Source organism: Streptococcus equi subsp. zooepidemicus (genome assembly GCF_015689395.1).
GTDB classification, from domain to species: domain Bacteria; phylum Bacillota; class Bacilli; order Lactobacillales; family Streptococcaceae; genus Streptococcus; species Streptococcus equi.
Map to the genome: position 1 here is coordinate 217,628 of NZ_CP065054.1, position 26,519 is coordinate 244,146.

23 protein-coding genes are annotated in these 26,519 nt (G+C 43.8%); 20 read left to right on the top strand and 3 right to left on the bottom strand.

Features of this window, described 5'->3' with window-relative positions; all coding sequences use genetic code 11:
• Positions 1-31 precede the first annotated feature (31 nt).
• The 12 genes from galU (I2432_RS01170) (at position 32) to I2432_RS01225 (ending at position 13,827) form a co-directional block, all read left to right on the top strand.
• Complete coding sequence (gene galU, locus I2432_RS01170) at positions 32-934, top strand: UTP--glucose-1-phosphate uridylyltransferase GalU (RefSeq protein ID WP_206158931.1); 903 nt, start codon at positions 32-34, stop codon at positions 932-934.
• Between the two features lie 166 nt (positions 935-1,100).
• Positions 1,101-2,480, top strand: coding sequence for a bifunctional UDP-N-acetylglucosamine diphosphorylase/glucosamine-1-phosphate N-acetyltransferase GlmU (gene glmU / locus I2432_RS01175; RefSeq protein ID WP_206158932.1), 1,380 nt, complete (start codon positions 1,101-1,103; stop codon positions 2,478-2,480).
• Between the two features lie 176 nt (positions 2,481-2,656).
• On the top strand, positions 2,657-4,006 hold the full coding sequence (locus tag I2432_RS01180) for a glucose-6-phosphate isomerase (protein ID WP_012514863.1): 1,350 nt from the start codon (positions 2,657-2,659) through the stop codon (positions 4,004-4,006).
• A 543-nt stretch (positions 4,007-4,549) separates the two neighbouring features.
• Complete coding sequence (locus I2432_RS01185) at positions 4,550-5,350, top strand: SDR family oxidoreductase (RefSeq protein ID WP_012514864.1); 801 nt, start codon at positions 4,550-4,552, stop codon at positions 5,348-5,350.
• Positions 5,351-5,372: 22 nt separating this feature from the next.
• Positions 5,373-7,241 carry a BglG family transcription antiterminator gene (locus I2432_RS01190; protein WP_206158933.1) on the top strand — a complete coding sequence of 623 codons (1,869 nt, stop codon included), beginning with the start codon at positions 5,373-5,375 and terminating at the stop codon, positions 7,239-7,241.
• Positions 7,241-7,702 carry a transcriptional regulator GutM gene (locus I2432_RS01195; protein ID WP_206158934.1) on the top strand — a complete coding sequence of 154 codons (462 nt, stop codon included), beginning with the start codon at positions 7,241-7,243 and terminating at the stop codon, positions 7,700-7,702. The genes I2432_RS01190 and I2432_RS01195 overlap by 1 nt, the downstream gene beginning before the upstream one ends.
• A gap of 147 nt (positions 7,703-7,849) precedes the next feature.
• Entirely contained in the window at positions 7,850-8,395 is a 546-nt protein-coding gene (gene srlA, locus I2432_RS01200; RefSeq protein ID WP_012677306.1) for a PTS glucitol/sorbitol transporter subunit IIC, read from the top strand.
• A 15-nt stretch (positions 8,396-8,410) separates the two neighbouring features.
• Positions 8,411-9,400: a PTS glucitol/sorbitol transporter subunit IIB gene (gene srlE, locus I2432_RS01205; protein WP_037580510.1), complete on the top strand. Its 990-nt coding sequence runs from the start codon at positions 8,411-8,413 to the stop codon at positions 9,398-9,400.
• Between the two features lie 31 nt (positions 9,401-9,431).
• The gene (locus tag I2432_RS01210) at positions 9,432-9,797 is read left to right on the top strand and encodes a PTS glucitol/sorbitol transporter subunit IIA (RefSeq protein WP_115250528.1); all 366 of its coding nucleotides are present in this window, start codon (positions 9,432-9,434) and stop codon (positions 9,795-9,797) included.
• A gap of 422 nt (positions 9,798-10,219) precedes the next feature.
• Positions 10,220-11,746: an IS1182 family transposase gene (locus I2432_RS01215; RefSeq protein WP_206158935.1), complete on the top strand. Its 1,527-nt coding sequence runs from the start codon at positions 10,220-10,222 to the stop codon at positions 11,744-11,746.
• A gap of 152 nt (positions 11,747-11,898) precedes the next feature.
• Complete coding sequence (locus tag I2432_RS01220; RefSeq protein ID WP_012514871.1) at positions 11,899-13,185, top strand: AAA family ATPase; 1,287 nt, start codon at positions 11,899-11,901, stop codon at positions 13,183-13,185.
• A gap of 6 nt (positions 13,186-13,191) precedes the next feature.
• Positions 13,192-13,827 carry an RloB family protein gene (locus tag I2432_RS01225; RefSeq protein ID WP_012514872.1) on the top strand — a complete coding sequence of 212 codons (636 nt, stop codon included), beginning with the start codon at positions 13,192-13,194 and terminating at the stop codon, positions 13,825-13,827.
• 422 nt (positions 13,828-14,249) lie between these two features.
• Here I2432_RS01225 and I2432_RS01230 read toward each other — a convergent pair whose 3' ends face one another.
• Positions 14,250-15,218: an LPXTG cell wall anchor domain-containing protein gene (locus tag I2432_RS01230; RefSeq protein WP_206158936.1), complete on the bottom strand. Its 969-nt coding sequence runs from the start codon at positions 15,216-15,218 to the stop codon at positions 14,250-14,252.
• Between the two features lie 659 nt (positions 15,219-15,877).
• On the opposite strand from I2432_RS01230, the gene I2432_RS01235 reads away from it, so the two are divergent.
• The gene (locus I2432_RS01235; RefSeq protein ID WP_206158937.1) at positions 15,878-16,405 is read left to right on the top strand and encodes a 5-formyltetrahydrofolate cyclo-ligase; all 528 of its coding nucleotides are present in this window, start codon (positions 15,878-15,880) and stop codon (positions 16,403-16,405) included.
• Complete coding sequence (locus tag I2432_RS01240) at positions 16,402-17,085, top strand: rhomboid family intramembrane serine protease (RefSeq protein ID WP_206158938.1); 684 nt, start codon at positions 16,402-16,404, stop codon at positions 17,083-17,085. The genes I2432_RS01235 and I2432_RS01240 overlap by 4 nt, the downstream gene beginning before the upstream one ends.
• Positions 17,086-17,369: 284 nt before the next feature.
• On the opposite strand, the gene galU (I2432_RS01245) is transcribed toward I2432_RS01240, so the two are convergent.
• Entirely contained in the window at positions 17,370-18,278 is a 909-nt protein-coding gene (gene galU, locus I2432_RS01245; protein WP_041785235.1) for a UTP--glucose-1-phosphate uridylyltransferase GalU, read from the bottom strand.
• A gap of 25 nt (positions 18,279-18,303) precedes the next feature.
• The gene (locus I2432_RS01250) at positions 18,304-19,323 is read right to left on the bottom strand and encodes an NAD(P)H-dependent glycerol-3-phosphate dehydrogenase (RefSeq protein ID WP_206158939.1); all 1,020 of its coding nucleotides are present in this window, start codon (positions 19,321-19,323) and stop codon (positions 18,304-18,306) included.
• A gap of 209 nt (positions 19,324-19,532) precedes the next feature.
• On the opposite strand from I2432_RS01250, the gene I2432_RS01255 reads away from it, so the two are divergent.
• The 6 genes from I2432_RS01255 (at position 19,533) to radA (ending at position 26,470) form a co-directional block, all read left to right on the top strand.
• The gene (locus tag I2432_RS01255) at positions 19,533-19,982 is read left to right on the top strand and encodes a MarR family winged helix-turn-helix transcriptional regulator (RefSeq protein ID WP_012514879.1); all 450 of its coding nucleotides are present in this window, start codon (positions 19,533-19,535) and stop codon (positions 19,980-19,982) included.
• Positions 19,975-21,684, top strand: a complete 1,710-nt coding sequence (locus I2432_RS01260; protein WP_206158940.1) for an ABC transporter ATP-binding protein — start codon at positions 19,975-19,977, stop codon at positions 21,682-21,684. The genes I2432_RS01255 and I2432_RS01260 overlap by 8 nt, the downstream gene beginning before the upstream one ends.
• Positions 21,684-23,480 (top strand): ABC transporter ATP-binding protein, encoded by a 1,797-nt coding sequence (locus tag I2432_RS01265; protein WP_206158941.1) that lies wholly within the window; start codon positions 21,684-21,686, stop codon positions 23,478-23,480. The genes I2432_RS01260 and I2432_RS01265 overlap by 1 nt, the downstream gene beginning before the upstream one ends.
• Positions 23,481-23,630: 150 nt before the next feature.
• On the top strand, positions 23,631-24,398 hold the full coding sequence (locus tag I2432_RS01270) for an epoxyqueuosine reductase QueH (RefSeq protein WP_043025106.1): 768 nt from the start codon (positions 23,631-23,633) through the stop codon (positions 24,396-24,398).
• A 198-nt stretch (positions 24,399-24,596) separates the two neighbouring features.
• Positions 24,597-25,043, top strand: coding sequence for a dUTP diphosphatase (locus I2432_RS01275; protein WP_037580461.1), 447 nt, complete (start codon positions 24,597-24,599; stop codon positions 25,041-25,043).
• 65 nt (positions 25,044-25,108) lie between these two features.
• The gene (gene radA, locus I2432_RS01280) at positions 25,109-26,470 is read left to right on the top strand and encodes a DNA repair protein RadA (RefSeq protein WP_206159071.1); all 1,362 of its coding nucleotides are present in this window, start codon (positions 25,109-25,111) and stop codon (positions 26,468-26,470) included.
• Positions 26,471-26,519: the final 49 nt, after the last annotated feature.

Here is a 26,519-nt window from a genome sequence, read left to right on the forward strand (position 1 = left end):
TCATAAGGAACCACAAATCAAGGAGGAACTCATGACAAAGGTCAGAAAAGCCATTATCCCAGCCGCCGGCCTAGGCACCCGCTTCCTACCTGCCACTAAGGCACTGGCCAAGGAAATGCTCCCAATCGTTGATAAGCCAACCATTCAATTCATCGTCGAGGAAGCCCTAAAGGCAGGTATCGAGGAGATTCTTGTCGTCACCGGCAAGGCCAAGCGCTCTATCGAAGACCACTTTGACTCCAACTTCGAGCTTGAATACAATCTCCAAGCCAAGGGCAAAACCGAGCTACTCAAGCTCGTTGATGAGACCACTGCCATCAACCTGCACTTCATTCGTCAAAGCCACCCTAGGGGGTTAGGGGACGCTGTCCTCCAAGCCAAGGCCTTTGTTGGCAATGAGCCCTTTGTGGTCATGCTAGGAGACGACCTCATGGATATTACCAATCCTAGTACCAAGCCCTTGACCAAGCAGCTTATCGAGGACTATGACTGTACACACGCCTCAACGATTGCTGTGATGAGGGTTCCGCATGAGGAGGTTTCTAATTATGGTGTGATTGCACCGCAAGGAAAGGCTGTTAAGGGCTTGTATAGTGTAGAGACCTTTGTTGAGAAGCCAAGTCCTGATGAGGCACCCAGTGACTTAGCGATTATTGGACGTTATTTGTTGACACCTGAGATTTTTGCCATATTGGAGAATCAGGCACCTGGTGCTGGCAATGAGGTTCAGCTGACAGATGCGATTGACAAGCTCAATAAGACACAGCGGGTTTTTGCGAGGGAGTTTAAGGGAGAGCGGTATGATGTTGGGGACAAGTTTGGCTTTATGAAGACCTCACTTGACTATGCTCTCAAGCACCCTCAGGTCAAGGACGACCTCACTGACTACATTATAAGGCTCAGTAAGCAACTGAACAAGGACGTCAAGAAATAGGCGTTTATTGATCAGCCATTGCAGAGCTATTTAAAAGCATTTAGAGCTTTAAGGTGGGATACTAGAGGATTGGTATCTCACTTTTTAGGCTGACTTGTATTAATACCAAAAGCCAAAACCAGGCAGATAAGCATAAGGAATTAGATTAAAAATAAGGAATCAAAACATGAAAAACTACGCCATTATCCTAGCAGCTGGAAAGGGAACGCGCATGAAGTCAGCGCTTCCCAAGGTGCTGCACAAGGTATCAGGCCTAAGCATGCTGGAGCATGTCCTCAATAGCGTCTCAGCCCTAGCTCCTCAAAAGCAGCTCACAGTGATCGGCCATCAGGCAGAGCAGGTACGTGCCGTCCTAGGTGATCAATCACTGACAGTGGTGCAAGAGGAGCAGCTGGGAACAGGTCATGCAGTCATGATGGCAGAAGAGGAGCTATCTGGCTTAGAAGGGCAGACCCTAGTGATTGCAGGTGACACCCCCTTGATCAGAGGAGAAAGCCTCAAGGAGCTGCTAGACTATCATATCAGAGAAAAGAATGTGGCAACCATTCTCACAGCCAGTGCCAAGGACCCCTTTGGCTACGGCCGAATCATTCGCAATGCATCAGGAGAGGTGGTCAACATCGTTGAACAAAAGGACGCTAATGAGGCAGAGCAAGAGGTCAAGGAGATCAACACAGGGACCTATATCTTTGACAATAAGCGCCTCTTTGAGGCTCTAAAGCATCTCACGACTGATAATGCCCAAGGGGAATATTACCTAACCGATGTGATCAGTATTTTCAAGGCCAGCCAAGAAAAGGTTGGGGCCTACCTGCTGAAGGATTTTGATGAGAGCCTAGGGGTTAATGATCGCCTAGCCCTAGCTCAGGCCGAGGTGATTATGCAAGAGCGGATCAATAGGCAGCACATGCTTAATGGGGTGACCCTGCAAAATCCAGCAGCTACCTATATCGAAAGTAGTGTAGAGATTGCGCCGGACGTCTTGATTGAAGCTAATGTGACCTTAAAGGGACAGACTAGAATTGGCAGCAGAAGTGTTATAACCAATGGGAGCTATATCCTTGATTCGAGGCTTGGTGAGGGCGTAGTGGTAAGCCAGTCGGTGATTGAGGCTTCAGTCTTAGCAGATGGAGTGACAGTAGGGCCATATGCCCACATTCGCCCAGACTCTCAGCTTGATGAGTGTGTTCATATTGGGAACTTTGTAGAGGTTAAGGGGTCCCATTTAGGTGCCAATACCAAGGCAGGGCATTTGACTTACCTGGGGAATGCCGAGATTGGCTCGGAGGTTAACATTGGTGCAGGAAGCATTACGGTTAATTATGACGGTCAAAGGAAATACCAGACAGTGATTGGCAGTCATGCCTTTATTGGGAGTCATTCGACTTTGATAGCTCCGGTAGAGGTTGGGGAGAATGCTTTAACAGCAGCAGGGTCTACGATAGCCCGGTCAGTGCCGGCAGACAGTGTGGCTATAGGGCGCAGCCGTCAGGTGGTGAAGGAGGGCTATGCCAAGAGGCTGCCACATCACCCAAATCAAGCCTAGTCGTTCAACCAAAAGAGGTAAGTGAAAAAGCCCATGCCATTAAAAAAGCTTTTGAAAAGAGATGATTATCGGGTAGCTAGGGGTAGCCATCTGTTTCTTAAATATAAAAACATTGAAATATTGAATAGAAAAGGTTATGATACTAATGAAACTTTAAAAGTTAAGGGAGTAAAATAATGTCACATATTACATTTGATTATTCAAAGGTTCTTGAGCAATTTGCCGGACAGCATGAAATTGACTTTTTACAAGGTCAGGTAACAGAGGCTGACCAGGCACTACGTCAGGGCACTGGACCTGGATCAGATTTCTTGGGCTGGCTTGAGTTACCTGAAAACTATGACAAAGAAGAATTTGCTCGTATCCTTAAAGCAGCTGAGAAGATTAAGGCTGACAGTGACGTTCTTGTTGTGATTGGTATTGGTGGCTCTTACCTTGGTGCTAAGGCTGCGATTGACTTTTTAAACAGCCATTTTGCCAACCTACAAACAGCAAAAGAGCGCAAAGCACCACAAATTCTTTATGCTGGTAACTCCATCTCATCAAGCTATCTTGCTGATCTTGTGGACTATGTTCAAGATAAGGATTTCTCTGTTAACGTGATTTCTAAGTCTGGTACAACAACAGAGCCTGCAATCGCCTTTCGTGTCTTTAAAGAATTACTTGTTAAAAAGTACGGTCAAGAAGAGGCCAACAAGCGTATCTATGCGACAACTGATAAGGTCAAGGGTGCCGTTAAGGTTGAGGCTGATGCAAATCATTGGGAAACCTTTGTTGTGCCAGATAATGTTGGTGGCCGTTTCTCAGTGCTGACAGCTGTGGGCTTGCTACCAATTGCAGCATCAGGGGCTGATATTACCGCGCTGATGGAAGGAGCAAATGCAGCTCGTAAGGACTTATCATCAGATAAAATCTCAGAAAACATCGCTTACCAATATGCTGTGGTCCGCAATATCCTCTACCGCAAAGGCTATGTGACTGAAATTTTGGCAAACTACGAGCCATCATTGCAGTATTTTAGCGAATGGTGGAAGCAGCTGGCTGGTGAGTCTGAAGGCAAGGACCAAAAGGGTATTTACCCAACCTCAGCCAATTTCTCAACAGACCTGCATTCTCTTGGTCAATTTATCCAAGAAGGCTACCGTAACCTCTTTGAGACAGTGATTCGTGTGGACAAGCCACGTCAAAATGTGATTATCCCAGAAATGGCTGAGGACCTTGATGGCCTTGGCTACCTACAAGGAAAAGACGTTGACTTTGTCAACAAAAAAGCAACAGATGGTGTCCTTCTTGCCCATACAGATGGTGGTGTACCAAATATGTTTATCACGCTTCCAGAGCAAGACGAGTTTACACTAGGTTATACGATCTACTTCTTTGAGCTTGCTATTGCCCTTTCAGGCTACCTCAACGGGGTCAATCCATTTGATCAGCCAGGTGTTGAAGCTTACAAGAAAAACATGTTTGCCCTTCTTGGTAAGCCAGGCTTTGAAGAGCTAGGAGCAGCGCTCAACGCACGCTTGTAAGCCTTGCTTAGCCAGATCAAGCACGCTAAAGCATAACAAAGAGTCTCGTGAGAGGCTCTTTTTTTTGCTTCTTTTCAAGGTCGGTCAGGTTTGTCAAGGCAAGTAGTGCGCTAGGTTATTGTTCCTGAGGGCTCTTGTCCTATTTTGAATACTATTTAAGTCAGGCTTTTTGGGGTCTACGCTTAGTAGGATCAGTCTCAATGGCTGCTCGTTTAATATGCTGCTGTTAGCTGTAGCTGCTGGGCTGTGACTTTGTGAAAAGAAGGTGTCAAACGCTTCAAATAGCATTGGTCAGGCGATTTAGCTGGTGATTTCCATCAGGCAATCCAGCCCTTCGCCTATGCTTACAGGAGGCTTAAGTGATCAAGAATCATATCATCAGCTTGTCTAAGAGCTGTTTTAGAGTGCTATGGGCTGTCATTACTTCGTAAGGGCTAATCAATTAGTTCATGATATTTTTAGAATATGAAAAAAAGTCTGTCTTAATATCATCTTGTAAGCGTTTTATAATAAAGCTGTTAAAATCTTTTAAAGGAGGCTGTTATGACAGATTGGTTAAACATTTCAGGTAAGACAGTGATTGTCACTGGAGGCTCATCAGGCATTGGTCAAGCCATTGTTGATGAGCTATTGGCCTTAGGCGTTAAGGTGGCTAACTTTGATATTGTTGACAATGGCAACAGGCATGATCACTTGCTGTTTATCAAGGTTGATGTGACGTCACGTCAAGAGGTAGAGGCAGCTGTGGATCAGGTGGTAGAGCATTTTGGAACGGTTGACGCTCTGGTCAATAATGCAGGAATCAACATTCCAAGATTGTTAGTTGATCCTAAGGACCCTCATGGGAAATATGAGCTGGACGATAAGACCTTCGAGAGAATAACAATGATTAATCAAAAGGGCTTATATTTGGTTAGTCAGGCTGTTGGACGTATTTTGGTTGCTAAAAAAGCAGGTGTCATTATTAACATGGCTTCTGAGGCAGGTTTAGAAGGCTCAGAAGGGCAAAGCGCCTATGCGGCAACTAAGGCGGCTGTTTACAGCTATACACGCTCTTGGGCTAAGGAATTAGGCAAGCATGGCGTTCGAGTTGTCGGCATTGCACCAGGTATCATGGAGGCGACAGGACTGCGGACATTGGCTTATGAAGAGGCTTTAGGTTATACTAGAGGAAAAACCGTTGACCAGATTCGTGCGGGCTATGCTTCGACCAGTACAACACCTTTAGGACGAAGCGGTAAATTAAGTGAAGTAGCAGACCTTGTTGCTTATTACATATCAGATCGCTCAAGTTATATTACGGGCATTACAACAAATGTAGCAGGTGGTAAAACGAGAGGCTAGTATCTGACAAGAGAGGTAGGACGTGACATTAGTTAATCGTTGGTATCGCATTTTAGAGCCCTTAGTTGCCCAAAATCAAATGGCCTTTGAAGAGCTGCGGCTTCAATTAGATGTAAGTGCACAGACCCTTGCTAAAAGCATTGAGCAGCTCAATGACATTCTTGATGGAGATGCGACCATCACCCAACAAGGCGCCTTTTTGCAGCTGCAGGTCTATGATTATGTTAGATTAGAGACGATATTAGCTGGTAGCTTACGTAAGGCTAGTGATTTTAATTCCGCTAGCAAGCGAGTAGCTTATCTTCTAAAAAGACTGCTGCAAAGCTCCTCAGCCTTAGTCATTGATGATTTGGCTGAGGAGATTGGCGTCAGTCGCAGTACGATCAATAAAGACCTAAAGACAGCCAAGGCCCTTGCTAGGTCTTATTCGGTCATGATTCAAGGCAAGCCCAATCATGGCATACAGGCTGTTGGCACTGAGTTGAACCTTCGGCTGCTTTATGTTCATGAGGTTTACAAATACTTTGAGCCGCAGGGCCTGTCTGGTGATAGCTTGTTTTTTCTAGACGAGCTGTATCAGACCTACCAGCTTCCACGCAAAATCCAAGAGCTTTTGACCAAGAGCCTTGCGATAACCATTGAGCGAATGCGTCAGGGGAGGTATCTGACAGACCCTATTCCTTACTACAGCAATGAGGTTGATTCCAATGCCTTTATGGAAGAGCTGGTCTATCACATCGAGCTAGCCTACCAGCTGTCACTGAGCCAATACGAGCGTCAGTTTATGAGCTTTCCCTTGAATATCCAATACATCGAGGGCCTAGCTTATCAGGAAAGGCCCCTGCAAGAGAGCATTGTCAGGCTTTATTCAAAAATGATTGAGCAAATCAAGGCCAGTCTCTTGGTGACTATTGACCAAGACAAGCTTTTTGTCGCTTTGCATACGCATTTAAAGCTCTTAGTGAATCGTTTGATTTTTCATGTTCAGGCCAATGATATTTTTCATGGAGAAATTAGATACAAATACCCCTTGGCCTTTGATATGGCCAATGTCGCAGCTCAGGTCTTAGCAGAGGAGTTTGACTGTGCCATAGAGTTATCTGAGTGCAGCTACTTGGCCCTTTATTTTGAAATGATGATGCAAGACGCTGAGCATGTGACAGAGCCAACAGTGAAAAAAATTGCAGTTGTCTGCACGACAGGTCGTGGCACTGCCAATATGATTTGTCGTCGCTTGAGCAAGGTGCTAGGTCCTGATTTGCTGATCTCACAATTCTCTGAGGAGCAATTCAATCCGGCTGATAATGATCACTATTTTGCCATCTTCACTACTGTGCCACTAAAGTTTGGTCAGCTAAAATCTCCTGTTGTCCAAATCACGAATCTGTTTGATGACCAGTGGCTGCAAAATGAATGGCGCAGGGTACATCATTATCACCAGAAAAACCTAACGACCATCACCCTGCACTTTGCTCGTCTGTCAAAGGGGAAGGCTTATACTGACTACCTGATTGAAATGGCGGAGCTGCTTGAGGACAAGCAGCTGGTTGACAGGCAGTTTGGCCAACGCCTGCTAGAGCGTGAGGCCCTGCAATCAACCTTATTTGGTAATCGCATTGCCTTTCCACATACGATTAATGACAAGGAAACAAAGACTGTTCTGTTGCTAGGCCTATTAGATGAACCTTATCGTGAGCATGACTGTCTGGTGGAGTTTATTTTTCTAGTGGCTATTCCCAAGAGGGTTGAAGCGCAGATGGAGGCTGATCTCTTGGACATTTATGATGATATTTTCAAAATAGCAAGCGACGATAAGCTTCAGGCGGAGCTAAGAGGCCTAAAAAATCAAGCTGATTTTATCGCATTTACCAAGGAAAAAGGAGTTTTTTAATGAGTTTCATGGTTATTTTTGGACTATTTGTCATAGCTGCTTACCTTTTTCAATTATTGTTAGGCCTGAGACAGCTTAAGCACTTCAATGCTGTTTATGCCAGCCTTAGACGACAGGGGCGCGTTGCCATTGGCCGTAGAGCCGGGAAAATCAGGGCCGGAACCATTGTCATGTTTGCCTTGGATCAGTCAGGTAAGGTATTAGATGCTAGACAAATGCAGGGTGTGACAGTGGCCGCCAGGTTTAAGCCGATGCAGGCCTACATTGGTCAGGATATTCATTACTTTGATCGCTATAATCCCCTGATTAGACGAGAAAATAAATTGCTGCGCCTAGCCATTGAAGATGCAAGAGAGGTCTTCTTGAGGGTTGAGGCAGGTGTCTATGAGGACGCCCCAAAGTATGCCTCAGCCTTTGATTGGACCCTGCAGGCCAAGCAGCTGCTAGCACGCTTCAAGTAAGGCACCAAAAGCAAGACTGATTGCTTGTCCTGTCAACATAAGAGCTATTTTGAGTTCAGCTCAAGCAGCTATTATCCAGCAGGCAGTGTGTCTATATTGCCTTACTTATCTCAATGCTTTTAAGTACATCATATGAGGAGTTTATTTATGGAAATGATAACAAGATTTGCGGAAGGCTTTATGAAGCTCTTCCAGCTTGGTGGTGAAACCTTTGTCAGCTGGATGACTGGCATTGTGCCGGTGGTCTTGATGCTGCTGGTTGCAATGAATGCCTTAATTGGTATTTTAGGAGATCAAAGGGTCAATCAATTGGCGAAAATCTCTGCTAAAAACCCTATCAGTCGCTACATGATATTACCTTTTATTTCAGCCTTTATGCTGGGTAATCCAATGGCAATCAGTATGGGACGTTTTATGCCTGAGTATTACAAGCCAAGCTATGTTGCCGCTCAAATGCAATTTTGTCATACGTCAAACGGTGTCTTTCCACACATTAATCCGGGAGAATTGTTTGTCTGGTTAGGTATTGCCTCAGGTATCAAGACGCTAGGCTTGAGCCAAATGGACTTGGCGATTCGTTACCTCTTGGTTGGGCTAATCATGAACTTTGTTGGTGGCTGGGTAACTGACTTTACGACAGCCTACGTGGCCAAGCAGCAGGGCGTAACATTAAGCAAGACGATTGAGTTATAGAAGAGAGGTAGCATGATGACTTATCACAGTATTACAGTTGTTAAGGGGAGCGGTGGCTATGGTGGGCCGCTAACCATTACACCAACAGAAGCTAAGCACAAATTTATCTATATTACTGGCGGTGGAAAAAAGCCTGACATTGTCGATAAAATTGCTGCCCTAACAGGTATGGAGGCGGTCAATGGCTTTGTTACCTCAATCCCTGATGATGAGATAGCCTTAGCTATTGTGGATTGTGGCGGCACCCTACGCTGCGGTATTTACCCTAAAAAAGGCATTCCAACCATTAATATCGTGGCGACAGGTAAAAGCGGTCCCTTGGCACAGTACATTACCGAGGACATTTACGTGTCTGCTGTAGGTCTTGAGCAAATCACAGCCAGTGACGCTCAAGCACAGACCATCAAGCCTGAGCCTGTAGCTCCAAAAGCTGCCAGCTATGACACCAACAAGAAAATAACAGAGCAGCGTGCAGAAAACAGCTTTGTGGCTCGCATTGGCATGGGAGCAGGTAAGGTTGTTGCGATCTTCAACCAAGCGGCGCGTGAGGCCATTCAGACCTTGATCAATACGATTCTGCCATTCATGGCATTTGTCTCTCTTTTAATTGGTTTTATTCAAGGCTCTGGTGTTGGAAATTGGCTGGCTAAGCTCATGGTACCATTGGCTGGTAATATTTGGGGCTTGATTATCATTGGCTTTATCTGTTCGTTGCCATTTTTATCACCGCTGTTAGGACCTGGTGCAGTTATTAGCCAAATCATCGGAACGCTCATTGGTGTTGAGATTGGAAAAGGCACTATTCCACCACAAATGGCTCTGCCTGCGCTTTTTGCCATTAACACGCAAAATGGCTGTGATTTCATTCCAGTAGCGCTTGGTTTATCAGAGGCTGATGCTGAGACAGTAGAGGTTGGTGTGCCATCTGTGCTTTACTCACGCTTTTTAAATGGTGTTCCTCGAGTTGTTGTTGCTTGGATTGCAAGCATTGGTTTGTATCAGTAAGGAGCTATCGTGTGATAGGAAGAGAGAATGTATGATAAAAGTATTTGAAACAAGAGTTACCGCTATTGGATCGGAGGCGGCAGACATGATTAATGCTGCCAATATGCTTATTCTTTTTGGTCAGGGAGCACCCGCAGACTTGGCAGACTTTTGCTATACGATTGACAACAAGCAAGTGTCTGGGCCTATCTCTGTTGGTGGTCAGCTGGTCATTGATCAAATGGCATATGACATCACAGCAGTAGGTGCTGTTGTTGAAAAAAATCTTGCTCAGCTAGGGCATATAACCATTTCTTTTGATGGCTCCACAGCCAGCTCTCTTCCCGGTACTCTGCATGTCAAGGGCAAAGGGCTGCCGCAGGTCAGACAAGGTAGCCTGGTACAAATCTTTGCTTAGCTTAGGTGCAGCTGAGACACGCCGTAGACCAGCAGGCTAAGTGCTGCTATCCTTGCAGGGCATTTCCTTTAGCTGTAGGCATGAGCCAAGCTAATGTCAGGTGATAAGGTCATCTCACAACTTGCTTTAGCAAGAGCTCTGCTAAGGGGGGGATTGTGTCATAATAATGATAGGTGCTAATAACGCTGTTCAATCAAGGATTTGATCGTTCTACAATCTAGTGAAATTGATAGTATAAATAATTTTTACAAATGTCAAAGCTAGTCGAAAAAAATCAATATTAAATTTCGAATAATAGAGTCTGGGACAATAATAGTTCCCGACCAGACAAAAAGCAACGGTTTTAATGCCGTTGCTTTTTGCTTTCATGAGTTAACCTTGATACAATATAGTTGTCAAGAAAATATTAGAAAGGTTTTCTCATGTACAGTCACTATAACACAAATCAAACGACTTTACCACTAGAAATCCGTTCCTTCTTGCCCCAAAATCATTTAGTCTTTACGATTGAACAGGTAGTGAACACACTTGATGAACGAGTGTTTGAGAACTGCTACCATGAAGTCGGTCGTCCTTCTTATCATCCTAAAATGCTTCTGGCTTCTCTGCTATTCGCCTACTCTCAAGGCATTTTTTCTGGGCGAAAGATCGAAAAGATGATGATTGAAACTATCGCCATGCAGTATCTAACAGGTCAGTTGGTGGTTTCCTATCGGACGATCAATCGTTTTCGAGTAGCTACTGGAATGAAAGACTTGACTCGTGATTTGTTCATTGACCTTAATCTTCGCTTGAAAATGGAAGAATTAGTCACTTTAGACTGTCTCTATATTGACGGGACTGAGATTGAAGCGAATGCCAATAAATACAGCTTTGTTTGGAAAAAAGCCACTGATAAGTTTTCAGCTAAACTCCAGACCAAATTGAAAAGCTATTTCCAAGAAGAAATCACTCCACTTATTCAAAAGGCTATCATTTTAGATGAGGAGGAGCCTGTTACTTCCCAACAGTTATCAGAATTTGCTCAGCTCTTGGAGGATGAGTTACAGGCTGTTAACCAAACTATTGAAGAAAATCCTATTAAAGGCAAGGACGAGCGAAAGACGAAACGTCGTAAACTCAAGAAAGTCCTACGAAAAGTGACGGATGATTTTTCAGTGCGCGCTAAAAAATATGAGACCCATCAAGAGACGTTTGAAGGGCGTAACAGTTTTTCTAAGACAGACACAGACGCTACCTTTATGCGCATGAAAGAAGACCACATGAAGAATGGTCAACTCAAGGCTGGCTATAATCTTCAAATCGCAACGGAAAACCAATTTGTTCTTCACTATGATGTCTTCCCAAATCAGGCAGATACTAAAACCCTTTTGCCATTTCTCAAAACTTATCCACATGACTTAAAGACAGTTGCCGCAGATGCAGGATACGGAAGCGAAGAGAACCTCCTTCGTTTGGATGAAAGCAATGTGAACCATTTGATGAAGTATGCCATGTTTGATAAGGAACAGAAGAAAAGGGACAAACAGTCGGCTAGGAACTTGGCAAACTGGCACTATGATGACAAAGAGGATCGCTATACACATCCTGACGGGTGGTGCTATCGTTTTCATCATATCAAACACACGAAAACACAGACGGGCTTTGAACAAGAAATCAAAGTCTACTACGCTGATGATCCTGAATCAACTCCTCAAAAGGGATGCTATATTAATGAACGCTATCAACAGTTAAAAGCTAAAGAATATCAAGCGCTTTTATCTCCCGAAGGTAGACGGATTTTCGCTCAACGCAAGATTGATGTGGAACCTGTCTTTAGGCAGATAAAGGCTTGTTTGGGGTACAAGCGTTGTCACCTGAGAGGGAAGCGTCAGGTAAAAATTGACATGGGATTAGTACTCATGGCTAATAATCTCCTGAAATACAACAGGAGAACCGCTCAAAACTAAAAAGCTAGAGGTCCACCATTGGGAAGCTCTAGCTTTTTTGTGACTGAGAACTATTTTGGATCAGACTCTATTTTTTGAACTGAAACTCCTTTTGTCCCAAACTCTTGAAATTATGGTATAATAGTAGCGAGAAAAAATCTCGGAGGCAAAATATGCTAATAGAATTTAAAGTTAAGAATTTTACATCTTTTAAGAAGGAAGCTACATTTAGTATGGTTTCTTCGGAAAAGTTGAATGAATTATTGGATAATAGAATTGAAATGGAAAATGATTTTCATTTACTAAAGGCTGCAAGTATTTTTGGAGCAAATGCCAGTGGTAAGAGTAATTTACTGAAGGCTTTAGGGTTTATGGTTGCTTTTATTGAGCGTTCTATGAGAGATTCACAAGAAGGGAAAAGAAATTTTAAAAACTTAACTTTTTCATTGGACAATGAAAGTAAAGATAAAGCAACTGATTTTGAGATATCATTTCTTATGGAAAATCAAATTGTAACATATAATTTTTCTCTTTATAAAGGAGATATAGCTTCAGAAAGTCTAACAGTTGATGATTTAGAGATATTTAGAAGAGATGCTAGTGGTATAGTAACATACTCTGAAAAAATCTTTCACACAAAAGATGAACTAAATCTGAAATTTAGCTTAACAAATTCTAATTCATTATTTTTAACTGTTCTGTCTGTGACAAATACAAAATTGGCAGAAGATATTATTAAGTATCTTACAGGAAATATTACTTTTTTATCAGGATATGGAAATAATGCTAAATTTACTAAAACAGTTATTAAGGAAGATGACAGTTATAAGATAAAAGTATTGGATTTACTTAAAGTAGCAGACTTTAATATTACTGGTTTAGATGTTAAGCAACATGAATTTGAGATAAAGCCATTGGGACAATCTGATGAAGAAATTCCTGAGGAAGCTCGTGATAAAGCGAATCGTCTTTTATCTAAACATAATATTTATGATTCCAAAGGTATGATTGTAGATAATAAGTTATTTGATGTTGATAGCTTTGAATCTAGCGGAACTAGAGTGTTTTTAAGTTTAGCGGGTCCAATAATTAGTGTATTAGAAAAAGGTGGTGTCTTAATAATTGATGAAGCAGATGCATTATTACATCCTCTAGTTACTAAGTATTTAATTGAACTTTTCAATACTACTGAAAATAGTAAATCTCAATTAATTATTACGAGTCATAACTCAAATATTCTTGATCAGGAGTTGTTGAGAAGAGATCAGATTTGGTTTGTAGAAAAAGATGAACTAGAGGTGAGTCATTTAACTTCACTTTCAGAATATAAGTTCAATGGCTCAGTTGTTCGTAGTGATGAAAGATATGCTAAAAATTATTTAAGAGGTAAATATGGAGCGATTCCCTATATTAAGAATGATATGATTCATAATATCTTTAAATCTGGATTGGGAGATTGATTTATTATGGGGAAGAATAAATTTTCACGAGATAAAAAGACTGGTAAAAAAGAACAATTGCCAATCATTTTGATTGTTTGTGAGGGTGAGAAAACAGAACCTAACTATTTTAAGCAGTTTGAAGTAGCTAGTGTAAAAATAGAAGCTAGAGGAATTGGAGATAATACTAGAAGACTGGTAAAATATGCTATTGAAGAATCAAAAAAAGGTTCTTACGATCAAGTTTGGTGTGTGTTTGATAAAGATAGCTTTCCAGATAATGATTTCAATACAGCAGTAGATTTGGCTCGAAATAAAAATTGTGGAATCGCTTATAGCAATGAATCGTTTGAACTTTGGTATATTTTACATTTTGAATACTTAAATTCTCAAATTGGTCGTGATTCGTATATTGATAAATTAAATAAAATATTTAAATCTAAACAATCAGAAGGATTTCCAGATTCTTATAAAAAGAACGATTCAAATATATATAGAATGTTAAAACCATATCAAAATACGGCTTTGAAAAATGCAAAAAGATTATCCCAAGATTATCAAAGTGAGGCAACTCCATCAGCTGCTCAACAATTTCCTGTAACTTATGTATATAAGTTAGTTGAAGAGTTAAATAGGTGGATTCCTTCAAATAGGCTTGATTAACAAATAAAAATTAACTTTTAAAAGTTTTCATAGCTAAGTGATTTTTATTTGTGATATCTTAAAGATAATCTTAAAATAATTGACATTGGTTTAAAGCTCTTTGCAATAAGTGGTATTTTGGGGAAATAGAGGTCTCATGAAACTGTCATCAGTTAGTTTTTAAAAGCGAGGGATTTGACCAGTAGTATGGTACCGCTGGTTAATGTTAATCATTTTTCTGAATAGAGGAAGATTATATTATTTATAACTCCTTAAAAATTGGTCTCTATCAGGCGGAGCATTGGACTTATCTATATCATAAAAAAGAGGCTGGTGATAGCCTCTTTTGTGGTCTTAGGTCATCTTTTTAGGCTGTTTTTGCTAAAAAAATGAGAAAAGCTGTTATGAGCTCATTGCCTAATGGGAAAGGTGCAATAGCTGGTTTAGTCTTTCTTTCCTTTTAGTGTTAGCACACCAGCGCTAGCGATAACGCTAAGGGCTGCAATGGTAAAGAATGGGTTGTTTGCTTCTCCTGTTGCTGGCAATGCTGCCTTTTGAGCTGCTGGTGCCATAGCTTTAGGTGTTGCTTTTGGAGCAGGTGATTTCTCAGGAGCTTTAGGTGCTGATGGCTTGCTGTCTTTGCCATGTTGACCTTTGTGTCCTTGTTGGTCTTGCATGCCCTGCTCACCTTTATGGTGCATGTGACCTTGCTGGTCTTGCATGCTTTGCTCACCTTTATGGCCCATGTGACCTTGTTGGTCTTGCATGCCTTGCCCACCTTTATGGTGCATGTGACCTTGCTGATCTTGCATACCTTGGTCGCCTTTTTCGCCCTTAGGCCCTTGCTCACCTTGTATGCCTTGGTCACCTTTTTCGCCCTTAGGACCCTGCTCACCTTGCATGCCTTGGTCGCCTTTTTCACCCTTAGGTCCGGCAGGTCCTTGAGGTCCCATTGGTCCAGCTTCCCCTTGAGGGCCTTGGATACCTTGGTCACCCTTTTCACCCTTAGGCCCTTGCTCACCTTTTTCTCCAGGTGCGCCCTTTTCACCTTGAGGTCCTTGAGGCCCCATTGGTCCAGCTTCGCCTTTTTCTCCTGGATCACCTTTATCACCCTTTTCGCCTTTTTCTCCTTTAGGTCCTTGAGGTCCAGGTTCTTTAGCTTGTTTTTCTAGGTCTCCTAAATAAGATTGTAGAAATTCATGTAGTTCGTTAAGATATTTTCTAGCTTCCCAGTCACCTGTCCAAGTATAGCGAATTTTTTTAGCAGGATCAGGTAATTGTTCTAATTTTTTCGCTTCCTCAGCTTTGGCGCTGCCAGCTGTTCCTAAGCTTGCTACTGTTGCTAGGACGATAGCTGCTGAGCCTAATCCGTACTTGCGAGCACGCTTGCTCTGCTTAAGTGTATGTGTCATGTTTCTCTCCTTTTATGGTAGAAATGGTAAAGTTTTTCTATAACTTCCTTTCCCAAAGGAGATTTTAACACGCTGGCTATTAGGGAGGAAATAGTTGTCTATTGGTTTTAATCCTTGGTTTTGTTTGTTCTAATAGTTAATTTAAGGATTAATAATTTTGATTTATCATTAAATTTACATTAATATCATCTTATCATGAATGAAGCGCTCTAAGAGCTTGCCTTAATAGCAAGAGCTGATCGGTTCTTGAGCTTTTTTTCTAATGTTTTGACGATGAAATAATCTAATGCTAATTAGCCTTGTCTTGCTTTTTTCTGATCAGCTTCACATTGGTACAGGTAAAGCCTAAAAAGGCACCTAGCACAAATGTACCAGATGCCCGGGAGATTATGAAAAGGGAAAACGAGGGATTCCATTCTCCCGGCAGTCTTTAAAAGACTGCTCTATTTAGGATAGCTGTATTATATAGCAGAAAGCTTAAACTTTCCTTAACCTAGAAAAAGGATTCTTTGACCTTCTGAACTCAAAATCCTACTTCAAGAAGCAAGAAGAACATTCACTGATTGAGTGGCTGTCTGTTTTGTCAGGATAACTAAGGAAAGAGTCTTGATGGTGGCCGATCCTTGAATAGTAGCTGCGCTTTGTGTTATGATATGGGCATGATTAAAAAAGACTATCGCCAACGGGTGCTTCAGCGCCTAGCTATGATGACCCCGGAGGATAAGCTGCAAAAGGACTTAGCTCTGCTATCAGCAGTGGTTGCTAGCAGCAGCTATCAAGAGGCGCAGACCCTTGCGACCTATCTGCCCTTGCCACATGAGTACCAAAGCCATCTACTGATTGAGCAAGCCCTGCAGGACGGCAAGACCATTCTTGTGCCTAAGACCCTTTCTCATGGGGAGATGGTGTTTGTGGCCTATGATCCTTGTGATTTGGTGCAGACGGCCTTTGGTCTTATGGAGCCTAGGAGTGCTTTGGGTGTTGACAAGGCAGAGATTGACGCCATTCATGTGCCGGGGCTTGTCTTTCACCCTGCGGGCTATCGTATAGGCTATGGTGGCGGCTATTATGATCGTTACTTGAGGGATTATCAGGGTGCTACCTTTAGCACGATCTATGCCTGTCAACGGGAGGATTTTGTGGTAGAGGCACATGATATTGCTGTGAAGGAGGTGTATTGCCAATGAGACTGATGATCAAAAAATACCCGATAACATTCTTTTTCTTGGGCTTGACTGGTTTAGTTTTTCTGATAATGCAGCTGGTCTATGGCCAGTTTGCTACGCACCCTTATGCTGTTGTTATATTTGGTGGCATGAATGGTTTAGTTGTCAGAGCAATGCCTGGTCAGCTGTGGCGCTTGGTGACACCGATAGTGGTTCATATTGGCTTTGGGCATTTTTTCATTAATGCTTTAACCCTTTATTTTGTCGGGCGGCTGGCTGAGTCCATTTGGGGCTCAAGACAGTTTTTGCTGCTGTATGTGTGTTCAGGGATTATGGGGAATGCTTTTATCATGTGGCTGACACCAGATACCGTAGCAGCAGGTGCTTCCACCTCTCTTTTTGGTCTTTTTGCGGCGATTGCTGTCTTAGGAATGGGAGGAAACAGCCATTCCTTGAGAGAGCTAGGCAGATCCTATCAAGCCTTGATTGTGATGAACCTGTTGCTCAATCTGTTTATGCCTAATGTGAGTATTGCTGGTCACCTTGGAGGTGTTGTCGGTGGCGGGCTATGCGGTGTTGCCTTGTCCAATCAGCTGCCAAATCAAGCCTTTTCGATCCGGCAAAGAAGGCTGGCAGCCTTGGCTTATGTAGTGATTGTGGTAGGCATAGTAAGCCGTAGCTTTCTGTCCTTGGCTAGCTAGCAGGCGCTCTTAGTGACAGCTGGTTGCTAGTTACCAGTGCGTTAGAACATCGTTGCTGTAGCGGTGCTGATGTGAGCCCTAAGCTCTGCCAGCTGGAGCAGAAGCTTCTAGGCTTAGAGTGCTAAGGTTTTCTTCTACTGTTTTGAGCTACTCCAAAAAAGATCAATAAGGTCTTTGCCCCTCAAGCTTATGACAGCTAGGACAGGACTGTCCTTGACTTAGACAAAAAGCAACGGTTTTGCTGCCGTTGCTTTTTAATGCTTCTAGGAAGGTTGTCTTAGTTCCTATTTTGTTTGCTGTTGAGTGCTTTCTAATGCTTTACCCAGCTTTATAATGTAGTCAGTGAGGTCGTCCTTGACCTGAGGGTGCTTGAGAGCATAGTCAAGTGAGGTCTTCATAAAGCCAAACTTGTCCCCAACATCATACCGCTCTCCCTTAAACTCCCTCGCAAAAACCCGCTGTGTCTTATTGAGCTTGTCAATCGCATCGGTCAGCTGTACCTCATTGCCAGCTCCAGGCGCCTGCTTCTCCAATATGGCAAAAATCTCAGGCGTCAACAAATAACGTCCAATAATCGCTAAGTCACTAGGTGCCTCATCAGGACTTGGCTTCTCAACAAAGGTCTCCACACTATATAAGCCCTTAACAGCCTTCCCTTGCGGTGCAATCACGCCATAATTGGAAACCTCCTCATGCGGAACCCTCATCACAGCAATCGTTGAGGCGTGTGTACAGTCATAGTCCTCGATAAGCTGCTTGGTCAAGGGCTTGGCACTAGGATTGGTAATATCCATGAGGTCATCTCCCAGCATGACCACAAAGGGCTCATTGCCCACAAAGGCCTTGGCCTGGAGGACAGCGTCCCCTAGTCCTCTAGGGTGGCTTTGACGAATGAAGTGCAGGTTGATGGCAGTTGTCTCATCAACGAGCTTGAGTAGCTCGGTTTTGCCCTTGGCTTGGAGATTGTATTCGAGCTCGAAGTTGGAGTCAAAGTGGTCTTCAATAGAGCGCTTGGCCTTGCCGGTGACGACAAGAATCTCCTCGATGCCTGCCTTTAGGGCTTCCTCGACGATGAATTGAATGGTTGGCTTATCGACGATTGGGAGCATTTCCTTGGCCAGTGCCTTGGTGGCAGGCAGGAAGCGGGTGCCTAGGCCGGCGGCTGGGATAATGGCTTTTCTGACCTTTGTCATGAGTTCCTCCTTGATTTGTGGTTCCTTATGTGTGCCATTCATTTTCTGAGCGAAATTCATTTGACATCATGCCCAGAATGCTTTCTTTAATGTCAGCACCTTCGTAGATAGACTTGTAAATCGCGCTGGTAATTGGCATATAAACCCCTAGCTCTTGGGCAATTTCGTAGGCTACCTTGGTTGTGGAAATGCCTTCAATCACCATGCCCATATTGTTTTCGATGTCCTTGAGCTTTTCGCCGCGACCAAGAGCAGCACCAGCTCGCCAGTTGCGTGAATGCACAGATGTTCCTGTGACAATCAAATCACCAACACCAGATAGGCCGCTATAGGTCAGAGGGTCTGCCCCAAGCTTGACCCCTAGTCGTGTGATTTCTGCAAGACCGCGTGTGATGACAGCAGCCTTGGCATTGTCACCATAGCCAAGGCCATGCAGAGCACCGGCTCCAACAGCAATGATGTTTTTGAGAGCACCAGCGGTTTCAACACCGATCACATCAGTATTGGTGTAGAGACGGAAGTAGTGGTTGCTAAAGAGGGTCTGAACATACCTAGCAGCTGTGATGTCCTTTGAGGCTGCAGTGATTAGGGTAATGTCACGAACGATGGTCTCCTCGGCATGGCTAGGCCCAGACACAACCACGATCTCACTGCGCAGCTGGGCAGGGATCTCCTCTTCGAGGATCGTTGAGAGGCGCTCATGGGTCTCAGGCTCTAGTCCCTTTGAGGCATGCATGACAATAGCCTTGTGATCTAGGACCTGAGCGACCTGCTTAGCGACTAGACGGGTCACCTTGGTAGGGACAACAAAGAGGATAGCATCAGCGTCTGCTAGAGCTTCCTTCAAATCAAGAGTTGCCTTGATGGCTTCATCTAGGACGATATCCTTAAAATAATGACTATTGGTATGGCATGTATTAATTTCGTTGATTTGTTCAGGGATATTTCCCCATAGTCGGACCTCATGTCCGTTGTCATTTAGGACCTGTGCCAGGGCTGTGCCCCAAGAGCCAGGTCCCAAAATGGCTACCTTTTGTTTTGGCATTTTTATTCTCCTTTAAGAGCTAATCACCTTATTATATCATAAGACAAGGCCTAACTCTAATAGAAAAGGTCTGCTGGCCTAGCCTGTCAGCTTAGTGGTGCTAGCAAGGGGTAAGTAGCAGGGAAGATAGTCAGATCGTAAGCCTTTTTGGTTGACAATAGTTTCCAAGAGAACTAAAATGGTTATCATGAGAACTAAGGAGGAAGGAAATGCCAAGAATCATTGCTGAGCTTCGTGAATTGACCCATCAGGTTGAGCAAATTAGCGAAGAAATTGCTAAAAAGTATGACCTTCAGCATCTTGCTGGTCCACAGGGGCATGTTCTTGTCTTTTTGCATTGCCATCAAGACAGAGATATTTTTGTCAAGGACATTGAAAAGGAGCTTCAAATCTCAAAATCGGTTACGAGTAATCTGGTGAAGCGTATGGAAAAAAATGGCTTTATTCGAGTTGTTGCCTCGGCTACAGATAAGCGCTGCAAGCAGGTTGTCTTGACCTCGGCTGGTAGGGCTAAGCTGCCGGTATTAAAGGAGTGCCGCAGAGATATTGAGCGCTATTTTTTCAAGGAAATTTCAAGAGAAGAGCTGCTGACGGTAAAAAAAGTTATCGATCAGCTGAAACAAAATATACGAGCTTATAAAGGAGATACAGATGCTTAGAAATGCTGTGATGAAGTATAAATGGTATGCGGCTCTGTCCCTGGTGATGATCTCTGGGGTCGTAGCCAGTGCTCTGCTCCAGCCGCACTACCTCAAAGATGTTCTAGCTGCTATTATGGAAAATGATAAGGCAAGGATTGCAGAGGTGGGCTTTTGGCTGTTAGTGATAGCAGGGATTGGCTTGGTGTCAGGTGCGGTCAATACCGTCTTGTCTGCCAAGATTGCTCAAGGGGTATCAGCTGATATTCGTGAGCAGACCTTTAGAAAGATCCAGTCCTTTTCCTATGCTAATGTGGAAGCCTTCAATGCTGGAAATCTTGTCGTTAGAATGACAAATGATATTAACCAAATCCAAAACTTTGTGATGATGCTTTTTCAGATATTGCTGCGCCTGCCGATTTTATTTGTCGGCGCCTTTATTTTAGCGGTACAGGCCTTGCCCAGTCTTTGGTGGGTCTTGGTGCTTTTGGTTGTGATGACAATGGTGGTCATTGGGCTAGTGATGAGCCAGATGGGCCCTCGCTTTGGAATCTTTCAGCGCTTGATGGATAGGATCAATCAGATTGCTAAGGAAAACCTCCGCGGTGTGCGGGTAGTCAAGTCCTTTGTTCAGGAAAAAAGCCAGTATGACACATTTAAGGAGGCTTCAAATGACTTGCTAGGTCTGAATTTATTTATCGGCTATGGCTTTTCAATCATGCAGCCTATTTTGATGCTGGTGTCTTACATGGCCATTTATTTGTCCTTGTATCTGGTTTCAGGGCTGGTCAAAACAGATCCTGCTGTTATTGGGAATATGGCTTCCTTTATGACCTATATGGGACAAATCAGCTTTGCGATCACGATGGTTGGCTTTATGGGTATGCAGGCAAGTCGTGCCTTGACCTCGATTGGTCGGATCAGGGAGATTTTAGAGACAGAGCCTGCTATGACCTTTGTTAACCAGCAGCATGAAGAGTTGACAGGTAGCATTGTCTTTGATGATGTGAGCTTTACCTATCCAAATGACAGTGAAGCCACCCTGAAGCATATTTCGTTTGAGGTTGAGCTCGGTCAAATGGTTGGTATTGTTGGTGCGACAGGTGCTGGCAAGTCAACCCTTGCCCAGCTGATTCCGCGCTTATTTGATCCGCAGGAAGGGCAAATCCTGATTGGTGGAAAGGCTCTGCCAACTATCAGTCAAGAGACTTTGCGCGATACAGTCTCTATTGTGCTGCAAAAGGCTATTCTTTTTTCTGGGACTATTGCGGACAATCTGCGTCAGGGCAATCCCTATGCTGACCAACTGGCTTTAGAAAATGCAGCACGCATTGCGCAGGCCAAGGAATTTATCGACCGTATGGACGCTGGCTACCAGAGTGAGGTAGAAGAGCGCGGCAATAATTTTTCTGGCGGTCAAAAGCAGAGAATGTCAATTGCTCGTGGTGTGATTAACAATCCTAAGATTTTGGTGCTTGATGATTCGACATCAGCTCTAGATGCCAAATCTGAAAAGCTTGTTCAGGAGGCCTTGAATAAGGAGCTCAAAGAGACAACAACAGTCATCATCGCACAAAAAATATCGTCAGTTGTCAAGGCAGATAAGATTCTTGTTCTTGATAATGGTCGATTGATTGGAGAAGGGACACATGCTGAGCTGGTTGCTTCTAATCCGATTTATCGTAAAATTTACGAAACTCAAAAAGGAAGAGAGGAGAACTAATGAAGACACTGCGATTTTTCTGGTTTTATTTTAAACGTTATAAGCTCTCTTTTGTTGTGATATTTCTTGCCATTGCCCTAGCGACCTATCTGCAGGTTAAGGCCCCTGTCTTTTTGGGAGACTCTCTAGCTGAGCTGGGAGAATGGGTGCAGCGCTATTATAAGGCTCAGGCTCTTAGTAAAATGACTGGCCAGCCCTTAGTAGAGCCGTCTATGGCTCCTTTTAGGACTGTTATGGGCAAGCTATTGTTGACCTATCTCTTTACAGCAGCGGCCAATCTTATTTACAGTATTCTCTTTACAAGGATTATTTCGCATTCGACCAATCGCATGCGTAAGGGCTTGTTTGGCAAATTGGAGCGCTTGACTGTCGGCTTTTTTGATAGTCACAAGGACGGTGCTATTTTGTCACGCTTTACCAGTGATTTGGATAATATCCAAAACTCCATGAACCAGTCTCTGATTCAGGTCTTGACAAATATTGCCTTATATATTGGTCTAGTGCTGATGATGTTTAGGCAGGATAGTCGCTTGGCTTTGATAACGATAGCCTCAACCCCTGTGGCTCTTATCCTTCTTGTTGTCATCATTACAATGGCCCGCAAATATACTGATTTGCAGCAAAAGGAGGTCAGTGCTTTAAATGCTTACATGGACGAGAAGATTTCTGGCCAGAAGGCTATTATTGTTCAAGGGGTGCAACAGGATGCTATTGATGGCTTTATTGAGCACAATGAGAGGGTGCGTGCAGCAACCTTTAAGGGACGCCTTTTTGCTGGTCTGCTGTTTCCTGTGATGAATGGGATGAGTCTTTTGAATACAGCTATTGTCATCTTTGCTGGCTCAACCATTGTCCTTGGTGACAAGTCCATGTCAACAGCAGCTGCTCTTGGCTTGGTGGTGACCTTTGTTCAGTATTCACAGCAGTATTATCAACCGATTATGCAGATTGCCTCTAGCTGGGGTGAATTGCAGCTGGCCTTTACAGGTGCTGGTCGTATCCAAGAAATGTTCGATGAAAAAGAAGAGGTTCGCCCTGAGCATGCTCCTGTCTTTACAGCATTAAAAGAAGGGGTTGAGATTAAGCATGTTGACTTTGGTTATCTGCCGGGACAAAAAATTCTGTCAGATGTGTCGATTTCAGCTCCAAAGGGGAAAATGGTTGCTGTTGTTGGACCGACAGGGTCTGGCAAGACCACGATCATGAATCTGATTAATCGTTTTTATGATGTTGATGCCGGCTCAATTACCTTTGATGGGCGTGATATTAGGGAATATGACTTGGATAGTCTGCGTCAGCAGGTTGGTATCGTCCTACAGGAGTCAGTCTTGTTTTCTGGGACTATTGCTGACAATATTCGCTTTGGTAACCAGACGATCAGCCAAGAAGAGGTTGAGACAGCAGCGCGTGCGACCCATATTCATGATTTTATCATGTCCTTGCCTGATGGCTACCAAACTCAGGTATCTGATGATGAGAATGTCTTTTCAACAGGTCAAAAGCAGCTTATCTCAATTGCTCGTACGCTGTTAACAGACCCACAGGTGCTCATTTTGGACGAGGCAACATCAAACGTTGATACCGTTACCGAAAGCAAGATTCAAAAAGCTATGGAGGCTATCGTGGCAGGCCGAACAAGCTTTGTGATTGCCCACCGCCTAAAAACCATTTTAAATGCTGATGAAATCATCGTTCTAAAGGACGGTAAGGTTATTGAGCAGGGAAATCACCATGAGCTGCTAAGGCAAAAGGGCTTTTATGCCGAGCTTTATCACAACCAGTTTGTGTTTGAGTAGCCCCTAAAAATAGGCTGCTATTGTTACGCTTAACAAATATCAAAGCAGCTTTTGCTGATTGACTCCGCTTTGGCGGAGTTTTTTGATGAAAAGCATGTCAAAGCAATGTGCTATAATAAAAGAGACAGACAATAGAAGGTAGAAGATGTAATGATTGACTTGCAAGAGATTCTAGCTAGAATGAATCCAAACCAGAAAATAAACTATGATCGGGTCATGCAGCAGATGACCAAGGCCTGGGCTAGAGAGGACGTGCGCCCCAAGATTTTGATGCATGTCTGCTGCGCTCCTTGCTCGACCTATACGCTAGAATATTTGACCCAGTATGCTGATATTACGGTTTATTTTGCCAATTCAAATATTCACCCCAAGGACGAATACCATCGTAGGGCCTATGTTACTCAGAAGTTTGTAGCAGAGTTCAACGATAAAACAGGTAATAGCGTGCAGTTTATCGAGGCAGATTATGTTCCAAATGAATTTGTCAAGACTGTCCGAGGCTTGGAGAAGGAGCCTGAAGGGGGCGATCGTTGTCGTGTTTGCTTTGATTATCGCTTGGACAAGACGGCACAAAAGGCTGTTGAGCTGGGCTTTGATTATTTTGCTAGTGCTTTGACCATCAGTCCCCATAAAAACTCACAGACGATTAACGATGTGGGCATTGATGTTCAAAAGGTTTACACCACCAAGTATTTACCGAGCGATTTTAAGAAAAATAATGGCTACCGCAGGTCGGTCGAAATGTGTGAGGAATATGATATTTACCGTCAGTGCTATTGCGGCTGCGTCTATGCTGCAAACATACAAGGGATTGATCTGGTTCAGGTGAAAAAGGACGCCAAGGCTTTTATGGCAGATAAGGATTTGGAGGCTGATTTTCCAAGGATTCGGTTTAGCTATGCCGGCAAGGAGATTTAGCTTTCCTTTACTTTTCCTGGGATCTGCTGGTAGGTGCTGCTGATGTTTTGCGGTGTCCTTACTTTTTTGCTATTCTTTTGCGAATATCTTATAATAAGAGGACTAAAAAAGAAAAAGGAGAAGAGAGCTTTTGTTAGCTGTGCTATCAAGTAGCCTTAGAGCTGCTGTGGTGACTAGCCAAGGCTCTTGGGATTAATCATGACAAAGATTCGAGGCTTTGAGCTTGTGTCAGGCTTTACTGATACTGAGCTCTTACCAAAACGTGAGACTGCTCATGCAGCAGGCTATGACCTTTCTGTTGCAAAGGAGGTTAGCATTGCACCGGGTGAGATTGTACTTGTGCCAACAGGGGTCAAGGCTTATATGCAAGATGGTGAGGTGCTTTATCTCTATGATCGCTCTAGCAATCCCCGTAAAAAAGGCTTGGTGCTGATCAATTCTGTTGGTGTTATTGACGGTGATTATTACAATAACCCTGCAAACGAAGGGCATATTTTTGCTCAGATGAAAAATATTACGGATCAGACCATTACCTTGTCAGCTGGTGAGCGCATTGTTCAGGGGGTGTTTATGCCTTTTTTGATTGCTGATGGTGATCAGGCCAGCGGTGAGCGGACAGGTGGCTTTGGTTCGACAGGAAGATAGGGAGTCAGTGGGCTGTGTCAGCAGTTGCAGCCTATTAGTGTTTAGGGTCAAGGAGGGAATGTGCTATAGCTAAGAAAAAGGCAAGGTTTATCTGTGGGGAATGTGGCTATCAGTCACCCAAATATCTGGGGCGTTGCCCTAATTGCTCTGCCTGGTCTTCTTTTGTAGAGGAGGCTGAGGTCAAGGATGTCAAAAATGCCCGTATTAGCCTGACTGGAGAAAAAAGTAAGCCCATCAAGCTAAAGCATGTCAATGGCGTTCGCTACCAGCGTATCCAGACTGAGATGAATGAGTTCAATCGTGTGCTGGGCGGAGGTGTTGTGCCGGGGAGCTTGGTGTTGATTGGTGGTGATCCTGGTATTGGTAAGTCAACATTGCTTTTGCAGGTATCTATCCAGCTTGCAGATAAGGGAACTGTTTTATATGTCTCTGGAGAGGAATCGGCAGAGCAGATCAAGATGCGCAGTGACCGCTTGGGACAGACCGACAATGACTTTTACCTCTATGCAGAGACCAATATGCAGGCAATTCGAGCAGAGATTGAAGCCATTCAGCCGGACTTTTTGATTATTGACTCCATTCAGACCATTATGAGTCCTGATATTTCCGGTGTTCAAGGCTCGGTTAGTCAGGTGAGAGAGGTCACTGCCGAGCTGCTCCAGCTAGCTAAGTCTAATCATATTGCAACCTTTATTGTAGGACATGTCACCAAGGAAGGTACCCTAGCAGGGCCTCGCATGCTGGAGCATATGGTTGATACGGTCCTTTATTTTGAGGGCGAGAGGCATCATACCTTTCGTATCTTGCGAGCGGTTAAAAATCGTTTTGGTTCAACCAATGAGATTGGTATTTTTGACATGCAATCAGGTGGCTTAGTGGAGGTTCTCAACCCCAGTCAGGTTTTCTTAGAGGAGCGTCTGGACGGCGCAACAGGCTCTGCTGTGGTAGTCACCATGGAGGGGAGCAGACCGATTTTAGCTGAGGTGCAGGCCTTGGTGACACCGACTGTTTTTGGTAATGCTAGACGAACGACAACTGGGTTGGACTTTAATCGTGTTAGTCTGATTATGGCTGTTTTGGAAAAGCGCTGCGGGCTTTTATTACAAAATCAAGATGCCTATCTCAAATCAGCAGGCGGTGTTAAGCTAGATGAGCCTGCTATTGACTTGGCAGTTGCTGTGGCGATTGCCTCTAGCTACAAGGAAAAACCGACCAACCCTCAGGAGGCTTTTTTAGGAGAGATTGGCTTGACTGGTGATGTTCGGCGTGTGACCCGTATTGAGCAGCGGATCAATGAAGCTGCTAAGCTTGGTTTTACCAAGCTTTACGCGCCTAAAAGCTCATTGCAGGGGATTGATCTGCCAAAGGGGATTGAGGTTGTTGGTGTGACGACAGTAGGAGAGGTTTTAAAGGCAGTCTTTGCTTAGGCTTGCTGCTTTTGATGTGAGGGTTAGGACAGTTATTTCTAGCCCTTTT

Coding starts and splice junctions, on each gene's coding strand:
- I2432_RS01275 (WP_037580461.1), top strand. CDS start 24,597: ATGACAAAGATTCGAGGCTTTGAGCTTGTGTCAGGCTTTACTGATACT.
- I2432_RS01230 (WP_206158936.1), bottom strand. CDS start 15,218: ATGACACATACACTTAAGCAGAGCAAGCGTGCTCGCAAGTACGGATTA.
- srlA (WP_012677306.1), top strand. CDS start 7,850: ATGGAAATGATAACAAGATTTGCGGAAGGCTTTATGAAGCTCTTCCAG.
- I2432_RS01185 (WP_012514864.1), top strand. CDS start 4,550: ATGACAGATTGGTTAAACATTTCAGGTAAGACAGTGATTGTCACTGGA.
- I2432_RS01220 (WP_012514871.1), top strand. CDS start 11,899: ATGCTAATAGAATTTAAAGTTAAGAATTTTACATCTTTTAAGAAGGAA.
- I2432_RS01250 (WP_206158939.1), bottom strand. CDS start 19,323: ATGCCAAAACAAAAGGTAGCCATTTTGGGACCTGGCTCTTGGGGCACA.
- I2432_RS01215 (WP_206158935.1), top strand. CDS start 10,220: ATGTACAGTCACTATAACACAAATCAAACGACTTTACCACTAGAAATC.
- I2432_RS01270 (WP_043025106.1), top strand. CDS start 23,631: ATGATTGACTTGCAAGAGATTCTAGCTAGAATGAATCCAAACCAGAAA.
- I2432_RS01260 (WP_206158940.1), top strand. CDS start 19,975: ATGCTTAGAAATGCTGTGATGAAGTATAAATGGTATGCGGCTCTGTCC.
- I2432_RS01255 (WP_012514879.1), top strand. CDS start 19,533: ATGCCAAGAATCATTGCTGAGCTTCGTGAATTGACCCATCAGGTTGAG.
- I2432_RS01235 (WP_206158937.1), top strand. CDS start 15,878: ATGATTAAAAAAGACTATCGCCAACGGGTGCTTCAGCGCCTAGCTATG.
- I2432_RS01265 (WP_206158941.1), top strand. CDS start 21,684: ATGAAGACACTGCGATTTTTCTGGTTTTATTTTAAACGTTATAAGCTC.
- glmU (WP_206158932.1), top strand. CDS start 1,101: ATGAAAAACTACGCCATTATCCTAGCAGCTGGAAAGGGAACGCGCATG.
- srlE (WP_037580510.1), top strand. CDS start 8,411: ATGACTTATCACAGTATTACAGTTGTTAAGGGGAGCGGTGGCTATGGT.
- I2432_RS01210 (WP_115250528.1), top strand. CDS start 9,432: ATGATAAAAGTATTTGAAACAAGAGTTACCGCTATTGGATCGGAGGCG.
- galU (WP_041785235.1), bottom strand. CDS start 18,278: ATGACAAAGGTCAGAAAAGCCATTATCCCAGCCGCCGGCCTAGGCACC.
- I2432_RS01180 (WP_012514863.1), top strand. CDS start 2,657: ATGTCACATATTACATTTGATTATTCAAAGGTTCTTGAGCAATTTGCC.
- I2432_RS01225 (WP_012514872.1), top strand. CDS start 13,192: ATGGGGAAGAATAAATTTTCACGAGATAAAAAGACTGGTAAAAAAGAA.
- galU (WP_206158931.1), top strand. CDS start 32: ATGACAAAGGTCAGAAAAGCCATTATCCCAGCCGCCGGCCTAGGCACC.
- I2432_RS01240 (WP_206158938.1), top strand. CDS start 16,402: ATGAGACTGATGATCAAAAAATACCCGATAACATTCTTTTTCTTGGGC.
- I2432_RS01195 (WP_206158934.1), top strand. CDS start 7,241: ATGAGTTTCATGGTTATTTTTGGACTATTTGTCATAGCTGCTTACCTT.